General features: G+C 68.1%; 20 protein-coding genes and 2 pseudogenes. 13 read left to right on the top strand and 9 right to left on the bottom strand.

Going from position 1 to position 20302, the window contains the following annotated elements; genetic code table 11:
- Positions 1–90 precede the first annotated feature (90 nt).
- Positions 91–1479: an NAD(P)-binding protein gene (locus P3T27_RS31220; RefSeq protein WP_280684564.1), complete on the top strand. Its 1389-nt coding sequence runs from the start codon at positions 91–93 to the stop codon at positions 1477–1479.
- Positions 1480–1778: 299 nt separating this feature from the next.
- On the opposite strand, the gene P3T27_RS31215 is transcribed toward P3T27_RS31220, so the two are convergent.
- The 5 genes from P3T27_RS31215 to P3T27_RS31195 form a co-directional block, all read right to left on the bottom strand.
- On the bottom strand, positions 1779–2543 hold the full coding sequence (locus tag P3T27_RS31215) for a transposase (protein WP_280684562.1): 765 nt from the start codon (positions 2541–2543) through the stop codon (positions 1779–1781).
- A gap of 65 nt (positions 2544–2608) precedes the next feature.
- Complete coding sequence (locus P3T27_RS31210; protein WP_280684559.1) at positions 2609–3385, bottom strand: SDR family oxidoreductase; 777 nt, start codon at positions 3383–3385, stop codon at positions 2609–2611.
- Positions 3386–3683: 298 nt separating this feature from the next.
- On the bottom strand, positions 3684–4541 hold the full coding sequence (locus tag P3T27_RS31205) for an alpha/beta fold hydrolase (protein WP_280684557.1): 858 nt from the start codon (positions 4539–4541) through the stop codon (positions 3684–3686).
- Positions 4542–4851: 310 nt separating this feature from the next.
- A complete protein-coding gene (locus P3T27_RS31200) occupies positions 4852–5259 on the bottom strand; it encodes an integrase core domain-containing protein (protein WP_280684555.1) in 408 nt (135 codons plus the stop codon).
- 27 nt (positions 5260–5286) lie between these two features.
- Positions 5287–6189, bottom strand: a complete 903-nt coding sequence (locus tag P3T27_RS31195; RefSeq protein ID WP_280684553.1) for a LysR family transcriptional regulator — start codon at positions 6187–6189, stop codon at positions 5287–5289.
- A 99-nt stretch (positions 6190–6288) separates the two neighbouring features.
- On the opposite strand from P3T27_RS31195, the gene P3T27_RS31190 reads away from it, so the two are divergent.
- Positions 6289–7032: an SDR family oxidoreductase gene (locus P3T27_RS31190; RefSeq protein ID WP_280684551.1), complete on the top strand. Its 744-nt coding sequence runs from the start codon at positions 6289–6291 to the stop codon at positions 7030–7032.
- Positions 7033–7063: 31 nt separating this feature from the next.
- On the opposite strand, the pseudogene P3T27_RS31185 reads toward P3T27_RS31190, so the two are convergent.
- Together P3T27_RS31185 and P3T27_RS31180 are read right to left on the bottom strand one after the other, a co-directional pair.
- Positions 7064–7491 (bottom strand): annotated as a pseudogene (locus P3T27_RS31185) (IS630 family transposase); the annotation flags it as partial.
- Positions 7492–7516: 25 nt separating this feature from the next.
- A complete protein-coding gene (locus P3T27_RS31180) occupies positions 7517–8443 on the bottom strand; it encodes a LysR family transcriptional regulator (protein WP_280684549.1) in 927 nt (308 codons plus the stop codon).
- 101 nt (positions 8444–8544) lie between these two features.
- On the opposite strand from P3T27_RS31180, the gene P3T27_RS31175 reads away from it, so the two are divergent.
- The 9 genes and pseudogenes from P3T27_RS31175 to P3T27_RS31135 all read left to right on the top strand — a co-directional run bounded on the left by P3T27_RS31175 (position 8545) and on the right by P3T27_RS31135 (position 17969).
- The gene (locus tag P3T27_RS31175; protein ID WP_280684547.1) at positions 8545–9270 is read left to right on the top strand and encodes an SDR family oxidoreductase; all 726 of its coding nucleotides are present in this window, start codon (positions 8545–8547) and stop codon (positions 9268–9270) included.
- 14 nt (positions 9271–9284) lie between these two features.
- Positions 9285–10067 carry an SDR family oxidoreductase gene (locus P3T27_RS31170; protein ID WP_280684545.1) on the top strand — a complete coding sequence of 261 codons (783 nt, stop codon included), beginning with the start codon at positions 9285–9287 and terminating at the stop codon, positions 10065–10067.
- A gap of 37 nt (positions 10068–10104) precedes the next feature.
- Positions 10105–10710: an ester cyclase gene (locus P3T27_RS31165; protein ID WP_280684543.1), complete on the top strand. Its 606-nt coding sequence runs from the start codon at positions 10105–10107 to the stop codon at positions 10708–10710.
- Complete coding sequence (locus P3T27_RS41070) at positions 10710–11246, top strand: hypothetical protein (RefSeq protein ID WP_348534157.1); 537 nt, start codon at positions 10710–10712, stop codon at positions 11244–11246. Before P3T27_RS31165 ends, P3T27_RS41070 begins: the two co-directional genes overlap by 1 nt.
- 418 nt (positions 11247–11664) lie before the next feature.
- Positions 11665–12102: pseudogene (locus P3T27_RS31155) on the top strand (transposase); the annotation flags it as partial.
- A 618-nt stretch (positions 12103–12720) separates the two neighbouring features.
- Complete coding sequence (locus P3T27_RS31150) at positions 12721–13584, top strand: SDR family oxidoreductase (protein ID WP_280684541.1); 864 nt, start codon at positions 12721–12723, stop codon at positions 13582–13584.
- Positions 13585–13744: 160 nt separating this feature from the next.
- Complete coding sequence (locus tag P3T27_RS31145) at positions 13745–15466, top strand: NAD-dependent malic enzyme (protein WP_280684644.1); 1722 nt, start codon at positions 13745–13747, stop codon at positions 15464–15466.
- Positions 15463–16920, top strand: a complete 1458-nt coding sequence (fumC, locus tag P3T27_RS31140; RefSeq protein ID WP_280684540.1) for a class II fumarate hydratase — start codon at positions 15463–15465, stop codon at positions 16918–16920. Before P3T27_RS31145 ends, fumC begins: the two co-directional genes overlap by 4 nt.
- Positions 16921–17273: 353 nt before the next feature.
- Entirely contained in the window at positions 17274–17969 is a 696-nt protein-coding gene (locus tag P3T27_RS31135; protein ID WP_280684538.1) for a type 1 glutamine amidotransferase domain-containing protein, read from the top strand.
- Positions 17970–18177: 208 nt separating this feature from the next.
- Here P3T27_RS31135 and P3T27_RS31130 read toward each other — a convergent pair whose 3' ends face one another.
- Both P3T27_RS31130 and P3T27_RS31125 read right to left on the bottom strand, forming a co-directional pair.
- Positions 18178–18414 (bottom strand): hypothetical protein, encoded by a 237-nt coding sequence (locus P3T27_RS31130; RefSeq protein ID WP_280684536.1) that lies wholly within the window; start codon positions 18412–18414, stop codon positions 18178–18180.
- 433 nt (positions 18415–18847) lie between these two features.
- On the bottom strand, positions 18848–19096 hold the full coding sequence (locus tag P3T27_RS31125; protein WP_280684534.1) for a hypothetical protein: 249 nt from the start codon (positions 19094–19096) through the stop codon (positions 18848–18850).
- A 19-nt stretch (positions 19097–19115) separates the two neighbouring features.
- Between P3T27_RS31125 and P3T27_RS31120 the strand changes: the two genes are divergently transcribed.
- Both P3T27_RS31120 and P3T27_RS31115 read left to right on the top strand, forming a co-directional pair.
- Positions 19116–19460: a hypothetical protein gene (locus P3T27_RS31120; RefSeq protein ID WP_280684532.1), complete on the top strand. Its 345-nt coding sequence runs from the start codon at positions 19116–19118 to the stop codon at positions 19458–19460.
- A 115-nt stretch (positions 19461–19575) separates the two neighbouring features.
- Entirely contained in the window at positions 19576–20241 is a 666-nt protein-coding gene (locus P3T27_RS31115) for a hypothetical protein (protein ID WP_280684530.1), read from the top strand.
- The last annotated feature ends 61 nt before the right edge of the window (positions 20242–20302 follow it).

Genomic DNA, 20302 nt, shown 5'->3' with positions numbered 1-20302 from the left:
TCGCAGCCTTCCGGCCAGGTTCCGCAAAGTGATGATTCACCGTCCAGTCCCGCACTACCGTGATGCCAGCCCCTGCCTGCGGAGGACACGATGGCTCGAACAGCCCTCCGGGACAACGCCGTAGTCGTCGGCGGCGGCTACGCGGGCCTGCTCGCCGCCCGCGTCCTGTCCGGACACTTCCGCCGCGTCACCGTCCTGGAGCAGGACATCCCACCCGGCACCGGAGCTCGCCCGGGCGTCCCCCAGTCCCACCACCCCCACGCTCTGCTGGCCCGCGGCGCTACGCAGCTGGAGGAGTTCTTCCCCGGCCTGCGCACCGAACTCCTCGCCCATGGCTGCCCGGTGATCGACTTCGCCGAAGGCACGAAGATCCTCTTCCCCACCGGCTGGGCACCGCGCACCCCCGTCGGAATCGACGTGCAACTGCTGCCCCGCGCCCTGCTGGAACACGCCATCCGTGAACGCGTCACCGCCCTGGACAACGTCACCCTCCAGCACGGACTGCGCGTCGACCGGCTGCTGCTCAACTGCGGCGACGACACCATCGCGGTCGCCGCCCACCCCCGCTCATCCGAGCGACCGGACAACGACGAACAGCTCATCCGCGCCGACCTCGTCGTGGACGCCACCGGCCGAGGCAGCCGACTCCCCCAGTGGCTCGCCCAGGCCGGCTACCGCCTCCCCGCCACCCTCACGGTCGACGGGCAGGCCTGTTACGCCTCCCGCCTCTACACCGTGCAGACCGATCCGGACCGGGACTGGTGTGCCTCCTACCAACCCACCATCGCCCCTGTCTCCCCTCGTGGAGGCGTCGTCGTGCGCATCGCACCGGACCGATGGCTGCTCGGCCTGCTCGGAGCCGCCGGTCACACCCCGCCCACCGACGATGACGGCTTCCGCGCCTACGCCGCCGGGCTGCGCAACCCCGACTTCGCCAGGATCATCGACGAAGGCACACCCGCCGGCCCCATCCACCGCACCCACACCACCGCCAACCGCTGGCACCGCTACCACCGCGTCCCCAACTGGCCCAGCCGCCTCATCGCCCTGGGCGACTCCGTCTGCGCCTTCAACCCCGTCTACGGCCAGGGCATGACGGTGGCCGCCCTGCAGAGCAAGCTCCTCGACGCCCTGCTCACCCGCCACGCCCGGCGAGGGGAGCCGGACCGCCTCGGCCCCACCTTCCAACGCGGCGCCGCCGCCCTCGTCCGCAGCCCGTGGTTGGTGAGCACCTCCACCGACCGGGCCTGGCAGGACACCGCGATGCCGCTGTCGAGCCGGATCGCCACCGGCTTCATGGGCGCCGTCACCGCCCGACTGCCCCACCACCAGGGCCTGTACCTGCGATTCGTCCGCACCATGCAGATGCTCGACTCACCCGCCACCCTCGCCACACCCCGCGCCCTCGCCCAACTCGCCTCGCTGCCGTCCATCCCCCGCCACCAAGCGACCTGCACCTGCCCCGGCGCCAACCCCTGACCGCACCGTGCACCAGAACAGCCCCGGCAGGCGCCGCCCGGACGACCCGGGCCCGAGGCGAATTCGCCCCCACGACAGGCTCGATCCTCCGCCGCCCCACATCGGTCCGACAGACGATGCGACAGCTTTCCGGATGGCGCCTATGAACCCCGCTCCCACCGCAGCCCAGCGGCGCGGCGGACCCCATCTCAACGCTGGGATCCGCCGCGCCGCTGTGCCGGAAGGGCCGTGTCAGGTCCCGAGGTATTCGAGGAGCCAGCTGATGGGCAGGCTGTCCGCCATGTCCCCGGCGTCCTTCTTCATCCGGCCGATGACGACCTTCTGGGTGCCCGGGGGGGGAGTCTCTCGGCGAGACGATTGCCACCGTCGGGGACGTCGTAGTCGCGGACCAGCCTGCGGTGCAGCATCAAGATCCCGTTGGTCTGCTCCACCCTCCAGCGGATCGGCTGCGGGACGAAGCCGCGGTCGACCGGGTTGCGCTCGACAATCTCCACCGCGATGCCAAGGCCGGCGCCGTGGTCGGCCACGGTCTTCTTGAACCCCTGGTCCACCAACGCCTTCGTCACCCTGGAGGTCCCGGCGGCGACCTTGTCCAGCAACGCGGTGCCAAAGGCGTTGTCGTGCGTGGAAGCGGCCAGCACCACCACGGCGACCACCAGGCCCAGCACGTCAACAGCCAGCCCTCGCTTGCGGCACGGCACCTTCTTGGCGGCGTCCCGTCCGGTCGTGGCCGCAGGTACCCCGGCGGCGGCGTGCAGGCTCTGGGTGTCGAGCACCACCAGACTCGGATCGGCTAACCGTCCCCGGCTCTCACGCACCTGCCAGCGCAACAGGTCATGGATGAGCGTGTGGAGCCAGTCCTTGAAGAAGTCGCTGAGCCACAACATGGCGTGGCCGCGGAATCCGGTCCCCACGGCGCCGTGCTGCCATAGTCGCCCGCAGTCGACGGTCACGGTGAGGTTGCCGGGTAGGTGCTCGCCGGCGTGTCTGGCGAAGGTCCGCACGACGTCGGCCAGGCGCTGGTCGGGGTGGACTTCGAGGAGCGGGCGGATGCGTGCTCGCACGTCGACGCTGGACCCTGTTGGGCCCGCCCGTGCCGCGGGCGGGCCCAACAGGGGTGCCGGGAGGGTTAGTTGGGCTGGCGGGTCGGCATGATGGTGACCTGCTGGAGATTCACGCGCGGTGGCAGCGTGGCGATGAAGCCGACGGTTTCGGCGATGTCCTGCGGCGTGAGCCACTCCATCGTCTCCTTGGAGCCCTCCAGCCACTGAAGCGCACCGTCATCGGTGACGTGGTTCTGCAGCTCGGTCTCGACGATGCCCGGCTCGATCGCCGACACCCGCACGTTCTTGGCGCCCAGCTCGACACGCAGATGACGCGAGAGGTGGGTGACGTACGCCTTGGTGCCGGAGTACACGGCGAAGTTCGGGAAGATGTTCTGCGCCGCGATCGACGAGGTGTTGATCAGGTCGGCCACGCCTCGCTCTCCGGCGGCCTTGACCAACTGCGGGGTGAACCCGCCGATGACGTTCATCAGTCCGGTGATGTTGAGGTCGATCTGACGCTGCCACTGGTCGGTGGCCAGCTCCTCGATCGGGGCGGGCAGCATCACGCCCGCGTTGTTGAACAGCAGGTCGGCGCCGCCCAGCTCGGCCGCCACCCGGCCGGCGGCCGACCGCACGGCCGCGGCATCGGTCACGTCGACAGCGATCGCCAGGGCGGTGCCGCCGCTCTTCTCGATCCGGGAGACCAGCTCGTTCAGCCGGTCCGCGCGCCGCGCCAGAACGGCGACGCGTGCGCCCAGCCCCGCCAGATGTTCGGCCGAGGCCTCACCGATGCCGCTGGAGGCTCCGGTGACGACCGCCACGCGGCCGGTCAGGGGCTTGGCAAGGGTTTCCGTGGACATGCGGCACACCTTCCGAAAGGGGACGACTCAAGGGGGACCGCGGCCGCCTGCGCGGAGGGCCGGCATTACGGTCATACCGCCCGATGGATGCAGCCGTACGGTGCAACTGGTCCGAGGTTGCGGTCGGCACCCGGCGCGGCAGCCGTCAGCGCGCGAGGGGCACGGCGAACGGCTGGAATCCGCGGCGGCGCAGGAGGTGCGGGCCCAGGAGGATGAGCTCAGTGAGCGAAGCGGCTCACACAGACGGCTCTGGCCTCCCGCCGCCGAGGTCTTGACGCCGTGGACTGGTTCGGGGGCGCTATTTCCGCATGTAGTCCTCGGCGGCGTCGACGATCAGGTTTTTGACCGCCTCCGGCTGGGAGAGGAGGGACACGTGCGAGGAGTCGATCTCAACCGTCTTGCGGGCATTCGCCCGCTTTGCTTCGAATCGCTCCAGACTCGGATTGATCGCCCGGTCCTGCTTGCCGACAAGGGCGTAAACGGGCTTGTTTCGCCATGCCGCGCCGGTGAGCTTGTCCGTGAACGCCGACAGCGCGATCGGACGCTGTGTGACTGCCAGAATGTCGGTCCGACTCGTGGGCAGGTCCTCGGCGAAGACCAGGTGCAGTCTGTCCGGCTGTATATACGCGTCCGTGCCGGTAGTGCCGTCGCCATTTCGGAAGGGCACCTGCTTCAAAGCCTTGGTGAGTTCAGGGGGAGCAAAATTCGCCGAGAGGCTGGAGGACGACTCATCCACATCGGGCATGATCGCGTTGATGTACACGAGGGCCTTGACGTTGTCGTTTCCGACGGAAGCCTGCGAGATCACCTCTCCGCCATAGGAATGACCAACCAGGACGATCGGTCCCTTGACGGACTCCAGGAAACTCGCGAGGTAGGTCGAGTCCTGGGGAATGCCGCGGAGGGGGTTGGCCGGTGCGGCCACCCGGTAGCCGTTCTTCTGGAGCCGTTCCGCGACGCCGTTCCAGCTCGACGCGTCGGTGAAGGCACCGTGTACGAGCACGATGGTGGGCTTCTCCCCGCCGGGATCACCACTCGGACCACCGGACTGCGCCATGACGGCCGCCAGGACGGAGGCGGTTCCCGATACCGCCAGAAATGCCGCACCCCAACGAACGATGTTCAAGTCGCGGCGCGACTTCCAGGATATTCGCATGCCACTCCTTCTGCGCGAAGGCGTCAGACGACGCCCGGGATTCCAGAGTCGAGGACACCAGTCGGCTCGTCTCCGTGTACGGGCCATCCGAGTGAACGCACCCCAGCGGCCCGGAGTCCTCCCACCTTCCCGAGCACCCTCGACCAGGACCGACTCGCACGGTCTGCACCACTCATCCCCCGCACCCACCCGGAATGAGTCCGCCGGGTCGTTCACCAACCCCCGGGCGCCTTCCAGGATGGCGTCCCGTGGAGTGGTGTAGGAGGGAAAGTGAGCTGCCCCGACTTTCGTGGAGTCCGCGATCGTGTGATCAAGCGACTTGCGGGTGTTGCTCCAGTCCCGTCCAGTACGCCTGCTCGTACTCGTCGGGCGGCATGTAGCCGAGGGCGGAGTGGAGGCGCTCGCTGTTGTACCACGCGACCCACTGGAAGACGGCCCGCTCGACCTCGTCGAAGTCCCGCCACGGCCCCTGATGTTCGATCAGTTCGGCCTTGAACGTGCCGTTCAGGGCCTCGGCCATCGCGTTGTCGTACGAGTCCGCGACGGACCCGACGGATGCCGAGGCGCCGACCTCGACCAACCTCTCGGTGGCGCCCTTGCGTCCGTACCGCGTGGCGATGTACGGCTGACGGACCGAGTCGGAAATCGGTGGAGTCGGCCCCATCCCGACCGGGAGCGGTCGACAGCCCCGCTGACTGTGCAGCGCGGCGACAGCCATCTGGAACACCTCGCAGAGGCAATGGGTTCAGTTGACCGGCAGTTCGTCGTTCTCCCGTCGGGAGGCTGTGCCGAGCAATGTACGTGCGACGTCTTCCAGCGATCCGAGCAGCGGGTTGGGGTCGTCAGCGCGCGTGACGAGCACGACCTCGCAGGGATCGATGTCGATGACGGGCACCAGGGCGATGTCCTCGCGCACAGCAGCGCGTCGATCACCGGCCGGGAAGATCGCGACACAGTGGCCGGTGGCGATGAGTTCCAGCTTGTCCTCAAAGCTGTCGTCGATCGCGGGCGGGGGTGGTGCCGGGCGGTTGCCGACGGGCTTGGGCGTGCTCCACAGGACCGGAGTGCTGACGCAGCCGACCAGTTCCTCGTCCGACAGAGCCCGCAGGCTGACGGTTCTCTCGTTCGCCAGATGATGACGTGCCGACGTGACCAGTACCCGCGACTCCTCGTGGAGTCTGGTCACCCGGAAGCCGTCCGTGGGCAAGGGCAGGGGCCCGTACGCGACGAGGGCGTCGACCCGCCCCTCGGCGAGGGCGCGCGTGTCCCGCCAGTCGAGGTGCCTGGTGCGGACCTGGCCGTCAGGGTGCCGGCGGCGCAGTTCCTGCACACAGACGGTGATGACCAGTCCTTCGGCGCAGCCGACGGTGATGGTACGGGGATGGACGGCGGCTCTGGCCGTGTGAGCGGCTTGCTCGGCCTCTTGGAGCAGTATCCGGGCCCTGGGAAGGAAGGCCTGGCCGGCGTCGGTGAGGCTGCTGCCTTGCGGCGAGCGGTCGAATAGCCGGACGCCGAGCTGAGCCTCCAGTCGCTGGATCTGACGGCTCAGCGACGGCTGCGCCAGGTGGAGCCTGGTGGCGGCCCGGCCGAAGTTGCCGTACTCCGCCACGATCGTGAAGTAGCGCACGAGTCGCAGGTCGAGGTCCATTCGCCCAGGGTACGTCGCGCGCCGTCATGCGCCTGGGACATGACGGCATGCGGAACAGGTCTTGGACAGGGTGTGCGGGTGGATATTTGACTTGAGGGCATGACCACTTATGACGGCAAGAAGATCGTGATCACGGGCGGGGGCAGCGGTATTGGCCTGGCTACGGCCCGGTTGTTCGCGGACGGTGGGGCGCACGTACTGATCACCGGCCGTACCCGATCCACCCTGGACGCCGCGCTGGAGCAGTTGGGGGACAAGGCGATCGCCGTCCGCAGCGATGCCGCGTCCCTGACGGACATCAGGGCGCTGGCCGGCACGGTCCAGGAGCGGTTCGGCGTGGTGGACGCGCTGTTCGTCAACGCCGGTGTCACTGCGTCCGCGCCGTTCGACTCGACGACGGAGGAGATGTACGACGCGCTGTTCGGCGTCAACGCCAAGGGCCCGTACTTCACGGTGCAGGCGTTGGCGCCGCTGTTGCGCGAGGGAAGCGGCGTGGTCCTCACCACGTCGGTGGTGAACGTCCTGGGCCTGGACGCGCTCAGTGTCTACTCGGCGAGCAAGGCAGCCCTGCGGTCGATGACGCGCACCCTGGCCCGTGAGCTGCTGCCGCGCAAGGTGCGCGTCAATGCCGTGAGCCCCGGGCCGATCGACACGGGCATCCTGGACCGCTCCTTGCCTGCCGACGTCGTCGAGATGATGAAGGACACCTACCGGAGCACGATCCCGATGCAGCGGCTGGGGGCGTCCGAGGAAGTGGCCGCCGCGGTGGCGTACTTGGCGTTCGGTGCGACCTTCTCGACGGGAGCGGAGTTCCCTGTCGACGGAGGGGGTTCGCAACTCTAGGTGCTCTGACCGCATAGGTTCGCCGGGTCGTTCAGGCCGCGGCGGCGAGGGGGCGTCCGACCCAGCGGACGCTCTTCTCGCTGCGGATGCGGGCGCGTTCCTTGCGTTCGGCGGCCAGGACGTCGCGGTGGCGGGCATTGGCGTTGCGCCAGCGCAGGTAGGCGTGCAGGGTCCGGGTCTGAGTCGTGTGGTTGGGGTGGTTCGAGTTGGCGATGGTGAACTGCCGCAGCGGTCCGAAGTGGGCCTCGATCGGGTGCCGTGAAAGTAACGCACCCCGTGGGTGCGGTGATAGGTCGCGGGATGCCGCTCGGGCTGGCCTTGCTCGGCCCGGCACGACCCGGCGGTGGGCCGGATGCCGAGCGGCCCGAACTCGTCGAACGCGAACGTGCGGTCCGGGAAGTGTTCCAGGACGTGCTCGATCCGGTCGAGCTTGGCGTCGTACTCGGGATCGGTGGACTTCGGTCGCCCCGGTGCTGCGTCGGCGTTACGGGGTGGAGTTCTGTGCTGTGGCGAGTGCCTGGATGTGGGTGGGGACGACGCAGGCCTGACGGGCGAGCAGGTCCGCGAACGTGGTGGTCAGCGGGTCCGGCCGGGTGCGGGTGTAGGCGGTGAGGGTGCGGCGGACCGGCGGGTCCGGCAGGCGCAGCAGGCCGTCGAAGTCCAGGGGGACGATGTTGGCCGGGACCAGGGCCGGTCCGAGTCCGGCGGCGGCGAGCAGTGGTGCGGCCGAGGTCTGCTCGGCGTGGACGGCGGTCGTGGGGGTGAAGCCCGCCTGGCGGCAGGCTTGGTCGAGCAGGTCGGCGAGCCCGTTGCCGGGGGCGTAGCGCACCCAGGCGCGGTCGGCCAGCATGGCCAGTGCCAACGGTCCCGGCGGTTGGCTCGCGAGCGGGTCGTCGTTGGGCAGCACGATGACGAACTCCTCGATGCCCAGGTCGCGGATCGGTCCCTCCCAGTCGGCCGGGGTCGGGCCGATGCCGAGGTCGGCCTGTCCTGCTGCCATCGCGGCCTGCAGTTGGTCGGCGTGCGCGAATTCGCGCAGCCGGATCCGCACGCCCGGGTGTTGTCGGCGCCAGGCGCGTAGGACGGGCGGCAGGATGCCCAGGCTGACCGAGTAGACGGTGGCGACCTCCAGTTCGCCGCCCTCCAGTCCGGCCGCCCGCCGCGCGGCGGTGTGCAGGCGCTCGCTCTCGGCGAGTGCGGCCCGGGCGTGCGGCAGCACCGCGCGGCCCATCGGGGTGGGCCGGATCGCGCGCGGCAGGCGTTCCAGCAGCGGGCCGCCGAGCGAGCTCTCCAGCGCCCGGATCTGGTGGGACAGGGCCGGCTGCGTCACGTGCAGCAACTCGGCCGCCTGTGTGAACGAGCCGGTGTCGACCACGGTGACCAGGTATTCGAGCTGCCTCAGCGTTGCCATAAACAGATTTTATCGTGCTGAGAGAAAACAAGCCTTGGACTCATCAGTTGAGGTCGGGAGAGGGTCAGGACAAGCCCACTACCTCTCCTTGGGAGTTCGACATGACAACCTCTGCGGATCTCACCGGACAGCGCCTGGTCGTCGTCGGCGCCGGTTCACGCACCGGCCGGCTGCTGGCCCAGACCGCCTCGGCGGCCGGCGCCGACCTGGTCCTCGCCGGGCCCGACCCGCGCAAGCTCGAATGGACCGCCGGCGAGCTGGCCGGCCCGGCCGAGGTGGTCCCGGTCGACCTGGCCGACGAGGCCTCGATCGCTGCCCTCGCCAAGCGGGTCGGCCGGTTCGACCACCTGGTCTCGACCGCCGCGATGCCCGCCAACGGCCCGCTGGCCGAACTCGAACTCGCCGACGTGCAGCGCGCTTTCGCGGCCAAGGTGATCGGCCCGCTGCTGCTCGCCAAGCACCTGGCCGGCCAGGTGCGCGAGGGCGGCTCGTTCACCTTCTTCTCCGGCGTGGCCGCCTGGCGTCCCGCCCCCGCCCGGACCGTGATGGCCACCACCAACGGCGCGCTGGCCTTCCTGGTCCAGGCCCTCGCGGTGGAGATCGCCCCGGTGCGCGTCAACGCCGTCTCCCCCGGCATCGTCGACACCGGCTCCTGGGACGGACTCGGCGCCGGCAAGGAGGACTTCCTGCGCACCATCGCCGAACGCAACCCCGCCCGTCGGGTCGGCACCCCGGACGACCTGATCAAGGCCGTCCTCTACGCCATCGACAACCCCTACGTCACCGGCACCGTGCTGCACGTCGACGGCGGCGGCCGGCTCGCCTGACGGGAGGCGAACTGATGGATCTTCACCTGCACGACAAGGTCTTCCTCGTCACCGGAGCCTCCGCGGGGATCGGCGCGGCCACGGCACGGCTGCTCGACGCCGAGGGCGCCACCGTCGTCGGCGTGGCCCGCCACCCGGAGGGCATCGACGGATCGGGGCCACGCACAACGGGCCTGCCCGCCGACCTGACCCTCCCAGGTGCCGCCGAGCGCGTGGTGGGCGAGGTGCTGGCCCGGCACGGGCGGCTCGACGGCGTGGTCAACAACGTGGGTGGCCTACAGGCCCGGACCGGTTTCCTCGACGTCGCCGACGAGCAGTGGCATCGGACCTTCGACCTCAACTTCCACTCCTGCGTGCGGATGACCAGGGCCGCCCTGCCCGCGCTGCTGGAGCGCGGCGGCTCCCTCGTCCACGTCACCAGCGAGGCCGCCCGGCTGCCCGACGTCCCGCTGGTGGACTACGCGGCAGCGAAGACCGCCCTGCTCTCGGTCTCCAAGGCACTCGCGGTCGAGTTCGGCCCGCACGGTGTGCGCTCCAACGTGGTCTCGCCGGGCCCGACCCGGACCCGGCTGTGGGATGCCCCCGGTGGGTTCGCCGAGCAGCTCGGCGCCCAGTTCGGCCTGGAGCCGGACGCCGCGATCGACCACTTCGTGCGCGAGGTCCGGCGGCTGCCCACGGCACGGTTGGGCGCCCCGGAAGACGTCGCCCGCGTCATCACGTACCTGCTCTCCCCCCTCGCCCGCCAGATCACCGGCGCGGAGTGGGCCGTCGACGGCGGCGCCCTGCGCCAGCTCTGACACACCGCCGTCACCTTCTCTTCCTAGGAGTACTCTCATGCGTTCCCGTACCCTGATCCGCGCCGTCGCCGTCGCCGCCTCGGTCGCCGCTCTGGCCGGCGGCACCGTCGCGGTCGCCTCCGCCCACGACGACGGCACCCGCTCCACGCACGCCTGGCCGCAGCGCCTGATCGACCGCTCCCCCGACCTGGTCCAGCCCGAGTCGCTGACCGTCGACCACTCGATCGGCCAGCGCCGGGCCGCGCAGGAGGTGCACCTGGCCCAGCAGCTCTACACCTTCTGGAACACCGGGCAGCAGAAGTACCTGGACGCCGCCATCAGCCCCCAGTTCAAGGACAACACGCTGCCCGCCGGCCGCCCGCAGGGCCCCGCAGGCCCGGTCTTCGCCTCGAAGAACTTCCGCACCGCCGTGCCGGACCTGACCTGCGAGCTGTCCGACGTGCTGGTCACCGGCGACAAGATCACCGCCCGGATGGTCTTCCACGGCCACTTCACCGGCACCTTCAACGGCGTCCAGGGCAAGGGCCAGACCGTCGACTTCAACGCCATCGACATCCAGCACGTCGGCACCGACAAGATCATCGAGGACTGGCACATCGAGGACAACCAGACCCTGATGAACCAGCTCGGCGTCAACAACTGATGCCCGCCGTCCTGTACGCCCTCGCGGCGGCGGCCTTCGCCATCGGCACTACCGAGTTCGTGGTGGTCGGCCCGCTCCCCACGTTGGCCACCGCGCTCTCGGTCCCGGTGCCGACGGCCGGACTGCTGGTCATCGGCTACGCCGCCGGAGTCGCCGTCGGCGGGCCGCTGCTCCCGGTGATCCTGCTGCTCCTCGCGCTCGTTCTCGCGGGGGTGGCACAGGCCGGCCCGAACCGGGCGCTGACGATCGTTCTGCTCGCCTCCTGGGGCGCGGCCGGTTTCGCGCTGGTCCCCGCGCTGCAGGCCCGGGTCGTCGCGATCGCCGGTCCGGCCAGCACACTGGCGGCCACCCTCAACATCGCGGCGTTCAACCTCGGCATCGCCGCCGGCTCCGCCACCGGCGGTCTGCTGATGGACGTCGGCCGACTGCGCACCAGCCCGGCACTCGGGGCCCTGTGCGCCCCTCTGCGCCGTACTGCCGGCCGTCCTCGCGACGTGGACCGCCGGCCGCGCTCCTGTTCGGCCTCGGTAAATTGAGGTGGCGTCGGGTCTCTGTTCGGTATCCGTTGCCGGGCCGCACGCCGACCGTGCGCTGTTCCTCACCTGCGCGTTTCGCGTGCGGCTGTATCCAGGATCACGAACGGGAGCACGAAAGTGCCTTCCACGCTGGGAAGATGAGGCTTGTCGAAGGTCTCTGTCAGCCCAGCGGGAAGGCACCTTTCTACGTGCACACGACTGGGTCGCGTCCCAGGCTCGTCGTCTCCACCGACGGTCGCGGAGTGGTCGGCCATGCCGGATCCCGCTTGCTGGCGGATCTCGCCGAGGCCACCGGCCTCACGCACGCCTTCGGCGAGGCCCTGCGGCGACTGCGTCCTCGCGGCACCGGGCACGACCCGAGACGGATCGCGGTCGATCTGGCGGTGATGCTCGCCGACGGCGGCCAAGCGATCGCCGCGCCCAGCTCTCCCTGTTCGACCTCGACGAGGGCATGCGCCACCAGGCCCTCCTCACCGACACCCCCTGCGGCCAGGGCTCCCTACAAATACTGGAGGTCCGCCACCGCGCGCACGCCCGCATCGAAGACCGCATCCGCTGCGGCAAGACCACCGGATTCAGCCGCTTCCCCTCCCGCCACTTCCAGATCAACGCAGCCTGGCTGGAACTCTCACTGGCAGCCATCGACCTCATCGCCTGGACCCAGACACTCCTCCTGGACGGCGAGTTGGCCACCGCCGAACCGAAGAAGCTCCGCTACCGACTGCTGCACGCCGCCGCACGCATCACCCGCGGCGCCCGCCGCCTGCACCTGCGGATCGCCGCCACCTGGCCCTGGCGCCACGACCTGACAACCGCCTTCACGCGACTGCAGACCCTGCCCAGGCCCGCCACCTGAACCAAGACACCGGCCCCTACCCGCCCACGAACCGAGGACTCCTGGAGACACCGGCCACCGCGTCGGCCCCTCGGCATGCCCAGGACCCACACGCAGCCGAGGAGACTCCGCAATGTCATCAACCCCGCTCAGGCCAGCCCAACTGAAACACGGAGGCTAGGCATAACTTCAGGTCGCGTCCGGATCATGATCGGAACGGTCTTCCAGCGGGCTCACGGGGCGAAGAAAACTCCACGATCTTGGAAGTCCATGCCTGCCTTACGTCCGGGTCGACCAACCCGCCGCAGACGGTGACCGATCAGACGATCCGTCACTTTTTCGAGCCCGTCCGGGTTATGAGTAGAAATCATCAATTACGGTGCGCACCGCTATGAGCTCTTGAGCATTGCCCCCTCCCGCGCTGCCAATACCCGATTGGCCTACTTGGATTGCCGCCCCCAGCGGAATGCGTCGATCATAATCGTGCAACGCTCCCGGCCAGAATGCTTCGCCTGCCACCCCGAGAGGGAGCGTCCTCGCGCACGCCAGCCAGCGTTTCAGCGTGCCTCAGCCGACTCTCAGTGAACGGTCAAAGCGCCGACGACTGCGGGACCAACACCATGAAAGGATGCACTCGGCATGGCGAATGCGGAACTCAGGAAGGTCCTTATCACGGGAGCGGGCACCGGCTTCGGGTTCGAAGCCGCTATGCGCCTGGCGGAGAAGGGCTTCGACGTGATTGCGGGGGTGGAGATCTACGCCCAGGTGCAAACACTGAAGTGGCAGGCAGCCGAGCGCGGGGTAGAGCTTCAGGTCGAGAAGCTCGACGTCACGAACGACGGTGACCGTCGCAAGGCTCTCAACTGGGGTGTGGAAATCCTCGTAAACAACGCCGGAGTCGGCGAAGGCGGCTCCACTGTAGACATTCCCGAGTCGAACATTCGGCACCAGTTCGAGGTCAACGTCACCGGGCCCCTGGTCCTCACTCAGGGGATCGCCAAGCAGATGGTCCAGCGCGGGGCAGGCCGCATCGTCTGGGTTTCTTCGAGGGAGGGCCTGAACGTCAACCCGTTCACCGGCATCTACTCCGCCTCCAAGCACGCAGTCGAGGCGATCGCCGAGACTATGGCCTACGAGCTGCAGGAACACAACATCGAAGTCGCCACGGTCAACCCTGGCCCCTTCTTGACCGGGTTCAACGACCGCATGTTCCAGACCTGGGAGAGCTGGGACGATGACCCGTCCCAGCGGCTCTTTGACTACTCCAAGCTCTCCTTCCCCCGCGCGCAGTTCGACCCCGAAGCGGTCTACGCGACGTTGACGGCCGTCGCTGCCGGCGAAGTGGACAATTACCGCAATTTGGAGCCCAAGTCGATGCTTGAGGAGACCAAGCATCTTCAGGAGGTTCCGTGGGAGCGCAAGATCACGGACGGCCTTGGGACCCGACACCCGGCCATCCGGCATTCCTACGAGATGAGGCCGGAGACTCCTGTCGCCGAGTGACCCCCGCTCCGCAGGTGACCGCGGGCAGAAGAGGTTCCTGAGTTGCACCGGCGGTCGCGCACCGCCCGTCCTCCCTTGCTGCAAGAGTGCTCGTGCCCGAGGACGGCCGGGTTGTGGAAAGCAACAGCAGTCATTTCGTGAAGACCAACGGTGGACCGGGCTGTCACACTCCGAGCCATGCACTGCCACGAGCGCACAACACTCACGAAACGCCGAAAGGACATCAATGCCTGTCAAGCCGACCGTGCTGCAGGATCGCTATCGCAATCGCGGCACCGCGTACACCCTGGAGGAGCGGGCGAGGCTTGGGATCACCGGGCGACTGCCAGCAGCTGTCGAGAGTCTCGATGAGCAGGCCGACCGGGCCTATACACAGCTCCAGCAGCAGCCTTCCGACCTGCACAAGTACATCTACCTCAATGAGGTCCACGACCGCAATCAGGTGCTGTACTTCAAGTTGCTCGCCGACCACCTGCACGAGTTGCTGCCCGTGGTCTACGACCCCACCGTCGGCGAAGCGATCGAGAAGTGGTCCGTCGACTACCGCGACTCGCGCGCGGTGTACCTATCGATCGACCGCCCTGAGGACGTGAGAGCTTCGTTCGAGTCGCTCGGCCTTGGTGCGGACGACGTCGATCTGGTCGTGGTATCCGACGCCCAGGAGATTTTGGGTATCGGGGACTGGGGCGTCAACGGGGCCGACATCTCCATCGGCAAGCTTGCCGTCTACACCGCCGCGGCTGGCATCCACCCGAACCGGGTCATCGCCGTCAACCTTGACGTGGGGACAGATAACGAGCAGTTGCTCAACAGCCCCTCCTATCTGGGAAACCGGCACGCACGGGTGACCGGAAAGCGGTACGACGACTTCATCGCTCTCTACCTCAAGACAGCGTCCGAGTTGTTCCCGAACGCGCTCCTGCACTTTGAAGACTTCGGGCCGTCGAACGCCCGGAGGATCCTAGTGGAAAACGCCGACAAGTATCGGATCTTCAACGACGACATGCAGGGCACCGGCGCGATCGTCATGGCATCGGTCTTCTCGGCCCTGAAGGTGACTGGGGGACGCTGGTGCGAGCAGCGCCTAGTGGTCTTCGGCGCAGGAACCGCTGGGACCGGTATGGCCGACCAGATCTACGCAGCCATGTTGCGTGACGGCGCATCGCCCGAACAGGCGAAGAGCAACATCTGGCTCGTGGACATCGACGGCTTGGTGACCGACGACATGCAGGACCTGCCTGACTATCAGCAGGTGTATGCACGGCCGAAGTCCGAGGTCAGCGAGTGGTCTGACGGTGAGATCGATCTGCTCACCACCGTCAAGCACGTAAAGCCAACCATCCTCATCGGTACTTCTACCGCTCACAACGCGTTCACTGAGGAGGTCGTGAGGGCGCTGGCCGCCGGCGTCGAGCGCCCCATCCTCCTGCCGCTGTCCAACCCGACGAGTCGCATCGAGGTCATGCCGTCGGACGCGTTGCCCTGGTCCCAGGGCAGGGCTCTGGTCTCAGTCGGCATCCCCGTCGAACCGGTGGAGTACAACGGCGTCTCCTACGAGATCGGGCAGGCCAACAACGCCCTCCTCTACCCCGGGCTCGGCCTCGGCACGATCGTGTCCGGTGCCCGCCACGTGACGGACAACATGCTGCTCGCTGCCGCCGAAGCGGTGGCAAGCCAGGTCGATGTGTCACGGCCTGGGGCATCACTCCTGCCGCCGGTCTCAAACCTCAGGGCCTCGTCCGCGACGGTCGCGCTCGCCGTCGCCCGCGCCGCAGCGAAGGACGGTGTCGCAACGAGGTCCCCCGCCAACCTCACTCAGGCGGTCCAGGACGCGATGTGGGAGCCGGTCTACCCCACGAGCGATCCGGAGGACCGGCGATGAGCGACAACCAGTCGACTCCCGCGATGAAAGACCTGCCGATCAGGATCCAGGCCAGCGGAAAGCGACCGGAATTCGACAGCATGGGCACGGTCGAGGTGCCGGCAGACCGGTACTGGGGGGCACAGACGCAGCGGTCGCTCATCCACTTCTCCATCGGCGATGACCGAATGCCGAAGGAGGTCTACCACGCCTACGGCTACGTGAAGAAAGCGGCAGCACTTGTCAACGCCAGCGCCGGGCGGTTGCCCGAGTGGAAGAAGCTGGCCATCGTGCGGGCCGCGGAGGAGACCATCGCGGGAGAGCTTGACGAGCACTTTCCCCTCTTCGTGTGGCAGACGGGGTCCGGCACCCAGAGCAACATGAACGTCAACGAGGTCATCTCCAACCGTGCGTCGTATCTGCTCGGCGGCACGCTCGGGACCCAACAGCCGGTTGCCCCGAACGATGACGTCAACATGGGGCAGTCCAGCAACGACAGTTTTCCGACTGCCATGCACATTGCCTCCGTGCAGGAGGTCGACGACCATCTCCTTCCCCAGGCCCGTGAGCTTGCCGCTTCCATCGAGGCAAAGGCCGAGGAGTGGGCCGAGGTCGTCAAGATCGGCCGTACGCACCTCGAGGATGCAGTACCGCTTACGGTCGGGCAGGAGTGGTCCGGTTATGCCGCGCAATTGCGCGCCTGCATCGCGGAGATCGAGCACGGTCGCCATGGCCTGCTCGAACTGGCCCTAGGCGGAACGGCCGTCGGCACGGGACTGAACGCGCCCAAGGGATTCAGCCGTGACGTAGCAGCGCAGATTGCCGAGCTAACCGGCAAACCGTTTGTCACGGCCGAGAACAAGTTCATGGCACAGGGGTCGCTGGACCCGATGGTACGGGCGCACGGGGCACTGCGCGGACTTGCCGTGGCCTTGATGAAGATCGCCAACGACATGCGATGGCTGGCCTCGGGTCCGCGCACCGGGCTCGCCGAACTGCTGCTTCCCCAGAACGAGCCCGGCTCCTCGATCATGCCCGGCAAGGTCAATCCGACCCAGTGCGAAGCCATCGTGATGATCGCGATTCAGGTACTCGGCAACGACTCCACGGTGGCCTTCGCCGGCAGTCAGGGCAACTTCGAGCTGAACGCGATGCGCCCGGTGATCATTAAAAACTTCCTCCACTCCGCGCGCATCCTCGCCGACGGGATGCAGAAGTTCCGGACGTTCTCCGTCAATGACACGAAGCTCAACAAGGAAAAAATCGCGCAGTACGTGAACGAGAGCCTGATGTTGGTCACGGCGCTAAGCCCTGTCATCGGCTACCAGAACGCCGCACACATCGCCGAGTCCGCGCTGGCCAATGACCAGACGCTGAAAGAGGCCGCTCTGGCAAGCGGTCACGTCGACGAGAAAACATTCGACTCCATTGTCGATCCGCTCTCCATGGTTGGCCAGGGCCCTTCCGGTGCCTGATTCCAGCGTGCCCCGGGTGGAGGCTGAACTGTTCCGGGGTCTCCGGAGGATTTTGACCTCGTTGTTTCATCACCGCGGTCGCTGTGGGCGGGACAGGGCTCCGGCAAAGTGACAGATCGTGCGATCAGTCACGGTCTGCGGTGGGTGAGTCAGCCCGCACATGAGGCCAGCACAGACTTCCAGGATCACGGAGTTCTCGACGCCCCGTGCTCCTGCTGGAAGACCATGCCTGCCGCCACCTCATCACTGATCCCACCTGCTCTTGACCAACTCCGCGGCCGAGTCCCTCCGGATCGCGACCTGAACCGCTCTCGCTGGCATCAGATTCCTCCGACCTTCAAAGGCGTGCTCTCATGGCCAAGATCCTTTTCGTGATGACCGGAGCAAGCTACTGGACGCTCAAGGACGGTCACCGACACCCCACCGGGTACTGGGCTGAGGAGTTCGCAAGTCCGTACAGAGTGTTCACCGGAGCCGGCCACGAGGTCACCATCGCCACCCCAGGCGGTGTCGTACCCGTCTGCGACACCATGAGCCTGCGCCCCCGCTTCACAGGGGGAGAAGATGCATCCGTCAAACAGGAAGGCATCATCGAAGAGGCCGAGCAGCTTCGCCACGCCATCCCGATCGAGGACGTGGACCTCCATGACTACGACGCGGTCTACTACCCAGGAGGTCACGGCCCCATGGAGGACCTCTGGTGCGATGCTGATTCCGGGCTGCTGCTGAGGAGAGCCCTCGCGTCCGGCAAACCACTCGGCCTCGTCTGCCACGCCCCGGCGGCACTGCTCGCCACCCGGGACGAAAAGGGTGACACACCGTTTGCCAACTACCGCGTCACCGGCTTCACGAACGACGAGGAAGCGGGCGTCGGCTTCGCCGACAAGGCCAAGTGGCTCATGGAGGACGAGGTCAGAAACCTTCCCACAGACTACTCGCGCGGCCCGATGTGGGAGTCATACACGATGGTTGACCGCAACCTGTACACCGGGCAGAATCCGGCGTCCTCTGGCCCCCTGGCCACGATCATGCTCAAAAGCCTCTCGTAGGCACGGCACCGATCGCGTCGCCGCGCGCCAGCACGCACGACCGACGCAGCCTTCCGCGCGTTCGGGAGCGCCCGCCCGCCGCGTGCTTCCGGGCCGACTCGGACCTAGCGTGCCCGACGGGTCGGCACAGTCCCTGCGACCCTCCCGGCTCCGCTCGCGCGGGAGCGCCCCGCGGCGCGTGGCTGCGGAGCGCCTTTTTTTGGGGGGGTTAGTCGACCGGCTGCCCGTCGTACGTACCGCCCTTGCAGAGGTTGCCCGGCTCGTTGATCGCGGGCGTTCCGCCGCCCTGCTTGCACTGATTAGGGGTGACGTAGTGTGGGGCACCCTGTGCGGTGGCGGTGACGGTGGTGGTGGCGGCGGTGGCGGCGGTGGCGGCGCCGGTGAGGCCGAGTCCGGCGAAGGCTGCCGTGGCGATGACGGCGGCGAGGATTCGTCGAATGCGCATTTGGTTCCCCTTTCACGGATTGCCTCAGTTGGGGCACTAATCAGCTTGATCTTCATCCATGTGGGTGGCACGTCACGTTACGCCATTCGGGTGACAGTGCTGTCGGGTGCGGGGTCGGCGCCGCGACCCGTCAGACCGGCGATATGCAGGGCGTTTCGTCAAGCGGTGCAGGGGTGACCCGCCCCCGGCGTGGTGGGCTGGGGTCTGGCGGGGGTCCGGGTGGGGTGCGTGTCCTGGCGACGACGCGCGGTCAGCCTGATATGCGCGGGTTGGTTACCGCATGACCGGTTGTGCGTCGGGAGCGGGCCGCTCGTCTAGGCGAAGATGCCCCACCGCTGATGGCGGCCGTCGTGCACCGTCTGGAGGCTTCTCATGGCTTCCATCCTGCATCATCCGAGACATCCCAGCAGGTCAAAGCCATGTCTGGGGGTGTCTAAACGGCCTGGACGAAGTCGTCGAAGACCAGGGTGTGGGCGGCTTCGGCCGGCCCCTCGCGGTCCTTCTGCAGGACGATCAGGTCGCGGGGGCGCTCCTTGGCCTGGACGTACCCGGGCGCGAACCGGCGGTTGAAACCGACCATCAGGGAGCGGCCGGTGCGGTCGGCCAGGTCGACGAGCCGGCGGGCGCCGTCGGCGGTGTAGTCGAGCGGCTTGTCGACGTAGACGTCGACGCCGGCCGTCAACAGCTGCGACGATCGGGACGTGCTGGTCGGTGGCGGCGTGCACGAAGGCGACGCGGATACCGCTGTCGATCAGCCCGCCCAGGTCGGTGAAGCGGTGCTCGGCCGCGACGCGGTAGGTCTCGCCGAGCCGGTCGAGCTTGGCCCGGTCACGGGTCATCAGGCGCAGGTCGAGGCCGGGGAGCGCGGCGAGGACCGGCAGGTACGCCTTCTGGGCGATGTCACCCAGACCGATGACGCCGACGGGGAGTGGGGCATCGGAGCGGTCGAACTCATCGGGTCCCCTGCGGTGCGCGTGGTCATCGGGCGCACCCACCCTATTCGGACACTCGCGCTGCAAGGTGCCGACCGGTTTGCCGGTACGTGAGCCCGGCGGCGGGCACCTGTTCGTCGCAGGCCCGCTGGCGGGTTCGCGGGGCCGGGCCGACGATTGTGGGCAGCAGGTCCGGACGGTTTGTGGTCCGGCCGTGAGGTGGAGGCGGATGGTCATGTCGCGTTTTGCCGGCGGGAGAAATCGGGCGCCGATGTCGACCGTGTGCCAGCGGGTCGGGCTGGGCGCTGTCGCGCTCGGCTGCACGGTGCTGATGGCCGCCGGATGCGGCTCGTCGTCGACCACATCGTCGTCGGCGTCGTCGCACCCGTTCTCTCCTGATGTGAACTCCTTCTCGGGCCAGCTGCCGTCCCCGGTCGCCTCGGCCAAGGCTTCGCTGCTGGAATCGGCTTCGGCGGCCGCGTCTGCGGCATCGGCCGCGGCCTCCTCGGCGGCGGCGTCCCAGTCTGCGGCGGCAGCCTCGTTCGAGGCGTCGGTCTCGGCACAGCTGGCGGCCGGCCGGGCCGAGGCGCAGTCCGTTCTGTCGAAGACGGAGGGTGCGGGCAACGCGATGGGGGACGTCACGATCACCGGTCTGCCCAAGGCGCGGTCGGCGGGCTTCAACGCCGCGACTGTGACCATGGTGAACAGCACGCGTTCGACCGCGTCGTACGCGATCAAGGTCGAGTTCCTCGACGAGACCGGCAAGCCGGTGGACACCGTCTTTCTGGGGGCGAAGAGCGTCGCGCCGGGTGGCAAGGCGACTCCCACGGCGTTCACCACGATGGACCGGGACAAGGCGCTCGTACCGCGCGTGGTCCAGGCTCAGCGGTACTGAAACACGCGGTCATGACCTTCCCGGGCAACCGGTTCCCGGGAGAGGCTCCTCCGGAGCCAGG

The organism is Kitasatospora sp. MAA19 (assembly GCF_029894125.1).
Classification (GTDB): domain Bacteria; phylum Actinomycetota; class Actinomycetes; order Streptomycetales; family Streptomycetaceae; genus Kitasatospora.
Note: the sequence above shows the minus strand (reverse complement) of the source record. Positions and strands in the feature narration are given on the sequence as shown.

Coding starts and splice junctions, on each gene's coding strand:
- P3T27_RS31220 (WP_280684564.1), top strand. CDS start 91: ATGGCTCGAACAGCCCTCCGGGACAACGCCGTAGTCGTCGGCGGCGGC.
- P3T27_RS31210 (WP_280684559.1), bottom strand. CDS start 3,385: ATGTCCACGGAAACCCTTGCCAAGCCCCTGACCGGCCGCGTGGCGGTC.
- P3T27_RS31205 (WP_280684557.1), bottom strand. CDS start 4,541: ATGCGAATATCCTGGAAGTCGCGCCGCGACTTGAACATCGTTCGTTGG.
- P3T27_RS31200 (WP_280684555.1), bottom strand. CDS start 5,259: ATGGCTGTCGCCGCGCTGCACAGTCAGCGGGGCTGTCGACCGCTCCCG.
- P3T27_RS31195 (WP_280684553.1), bottom strand. CDS start 6,189: ATGGACCTCGACCTGCGACTCGTGCGCTACTTCACGATCGTGGCGGAG.
- P3T27_RS31190 (WP_280684551.1), top strand. CDS start 6,289: ATGACCACTTATGACGGCAAGAAGATCGTGATCACGGGCGGGGGCAGC.
- P3T27_RS31180 (WP_280684549.1), bottom strand. CDS start 8,443: ATGGCAACGCTGAGGCAGCTCGAATACCTGGTCACCGTGGTCGACACC.
- P3T27_RS31175 (WP_280684547.1), top strand. CDS start 8,545: ATGACAACCTCTGCGGATCTCACCGGACAGCGCCTGGTCGTCGTCGGC.
- P3T27_RS31170 (WP_280684545.1), top strand. CDS start 9,285: ATGGATCTTCACCTGCACGACAAGGTCTTCCTCGTCACCGGAGCCTCC.
- P3T27_RS31165 (WP_280684543.1), top strand. CDS start 10,105: ATGCGTTCCCGTACCCTGATCCGCGCCGTCGCCGTCGCCGCCTCGGTC.
- P3T27_RS41070 (WP_348534157.1), top strand. CDS start 10,710: ATGCCCGCCGTCCTGTACGCCCTCGCGGCGGCGGCCTTCGCCATCGGC.
- P3T27_RS31150 (WP_280684541.1), top strand. CDS start 12,721: ATGGCGAATGCGGAACTCAGGAAGGTCCTTATCACGGGAGCGGGCACC.
- fumC (WP_280684540.1), top strand. CDS start 15,463: ATGAGCGACAACCAGTCGACTCCCGCGATGAAAGACCTGCCGATCAGG.
- P3T27_RS31135 (WP_280684538.1), top strand. CDS start 17,274: ATGGCCAAGATCCTTTTCGTGATGACCGGAGCAAGCTACTGGACGCTC.
- P3T27_RS31130 (WP_280684536.1), bottom strand. CDS start 18,414: ATGCGCATTCGACGAATCCTCGCCGCCGTCATCGCCACGGCAGCCTTC.
- P3T27_RS31115 (WP_280684530.1), top strand. CDS start 19,576: ATGGTCATGTCGCGTTTTGCCGGCGGGAGAAATCGGGCGCCGATGTCG.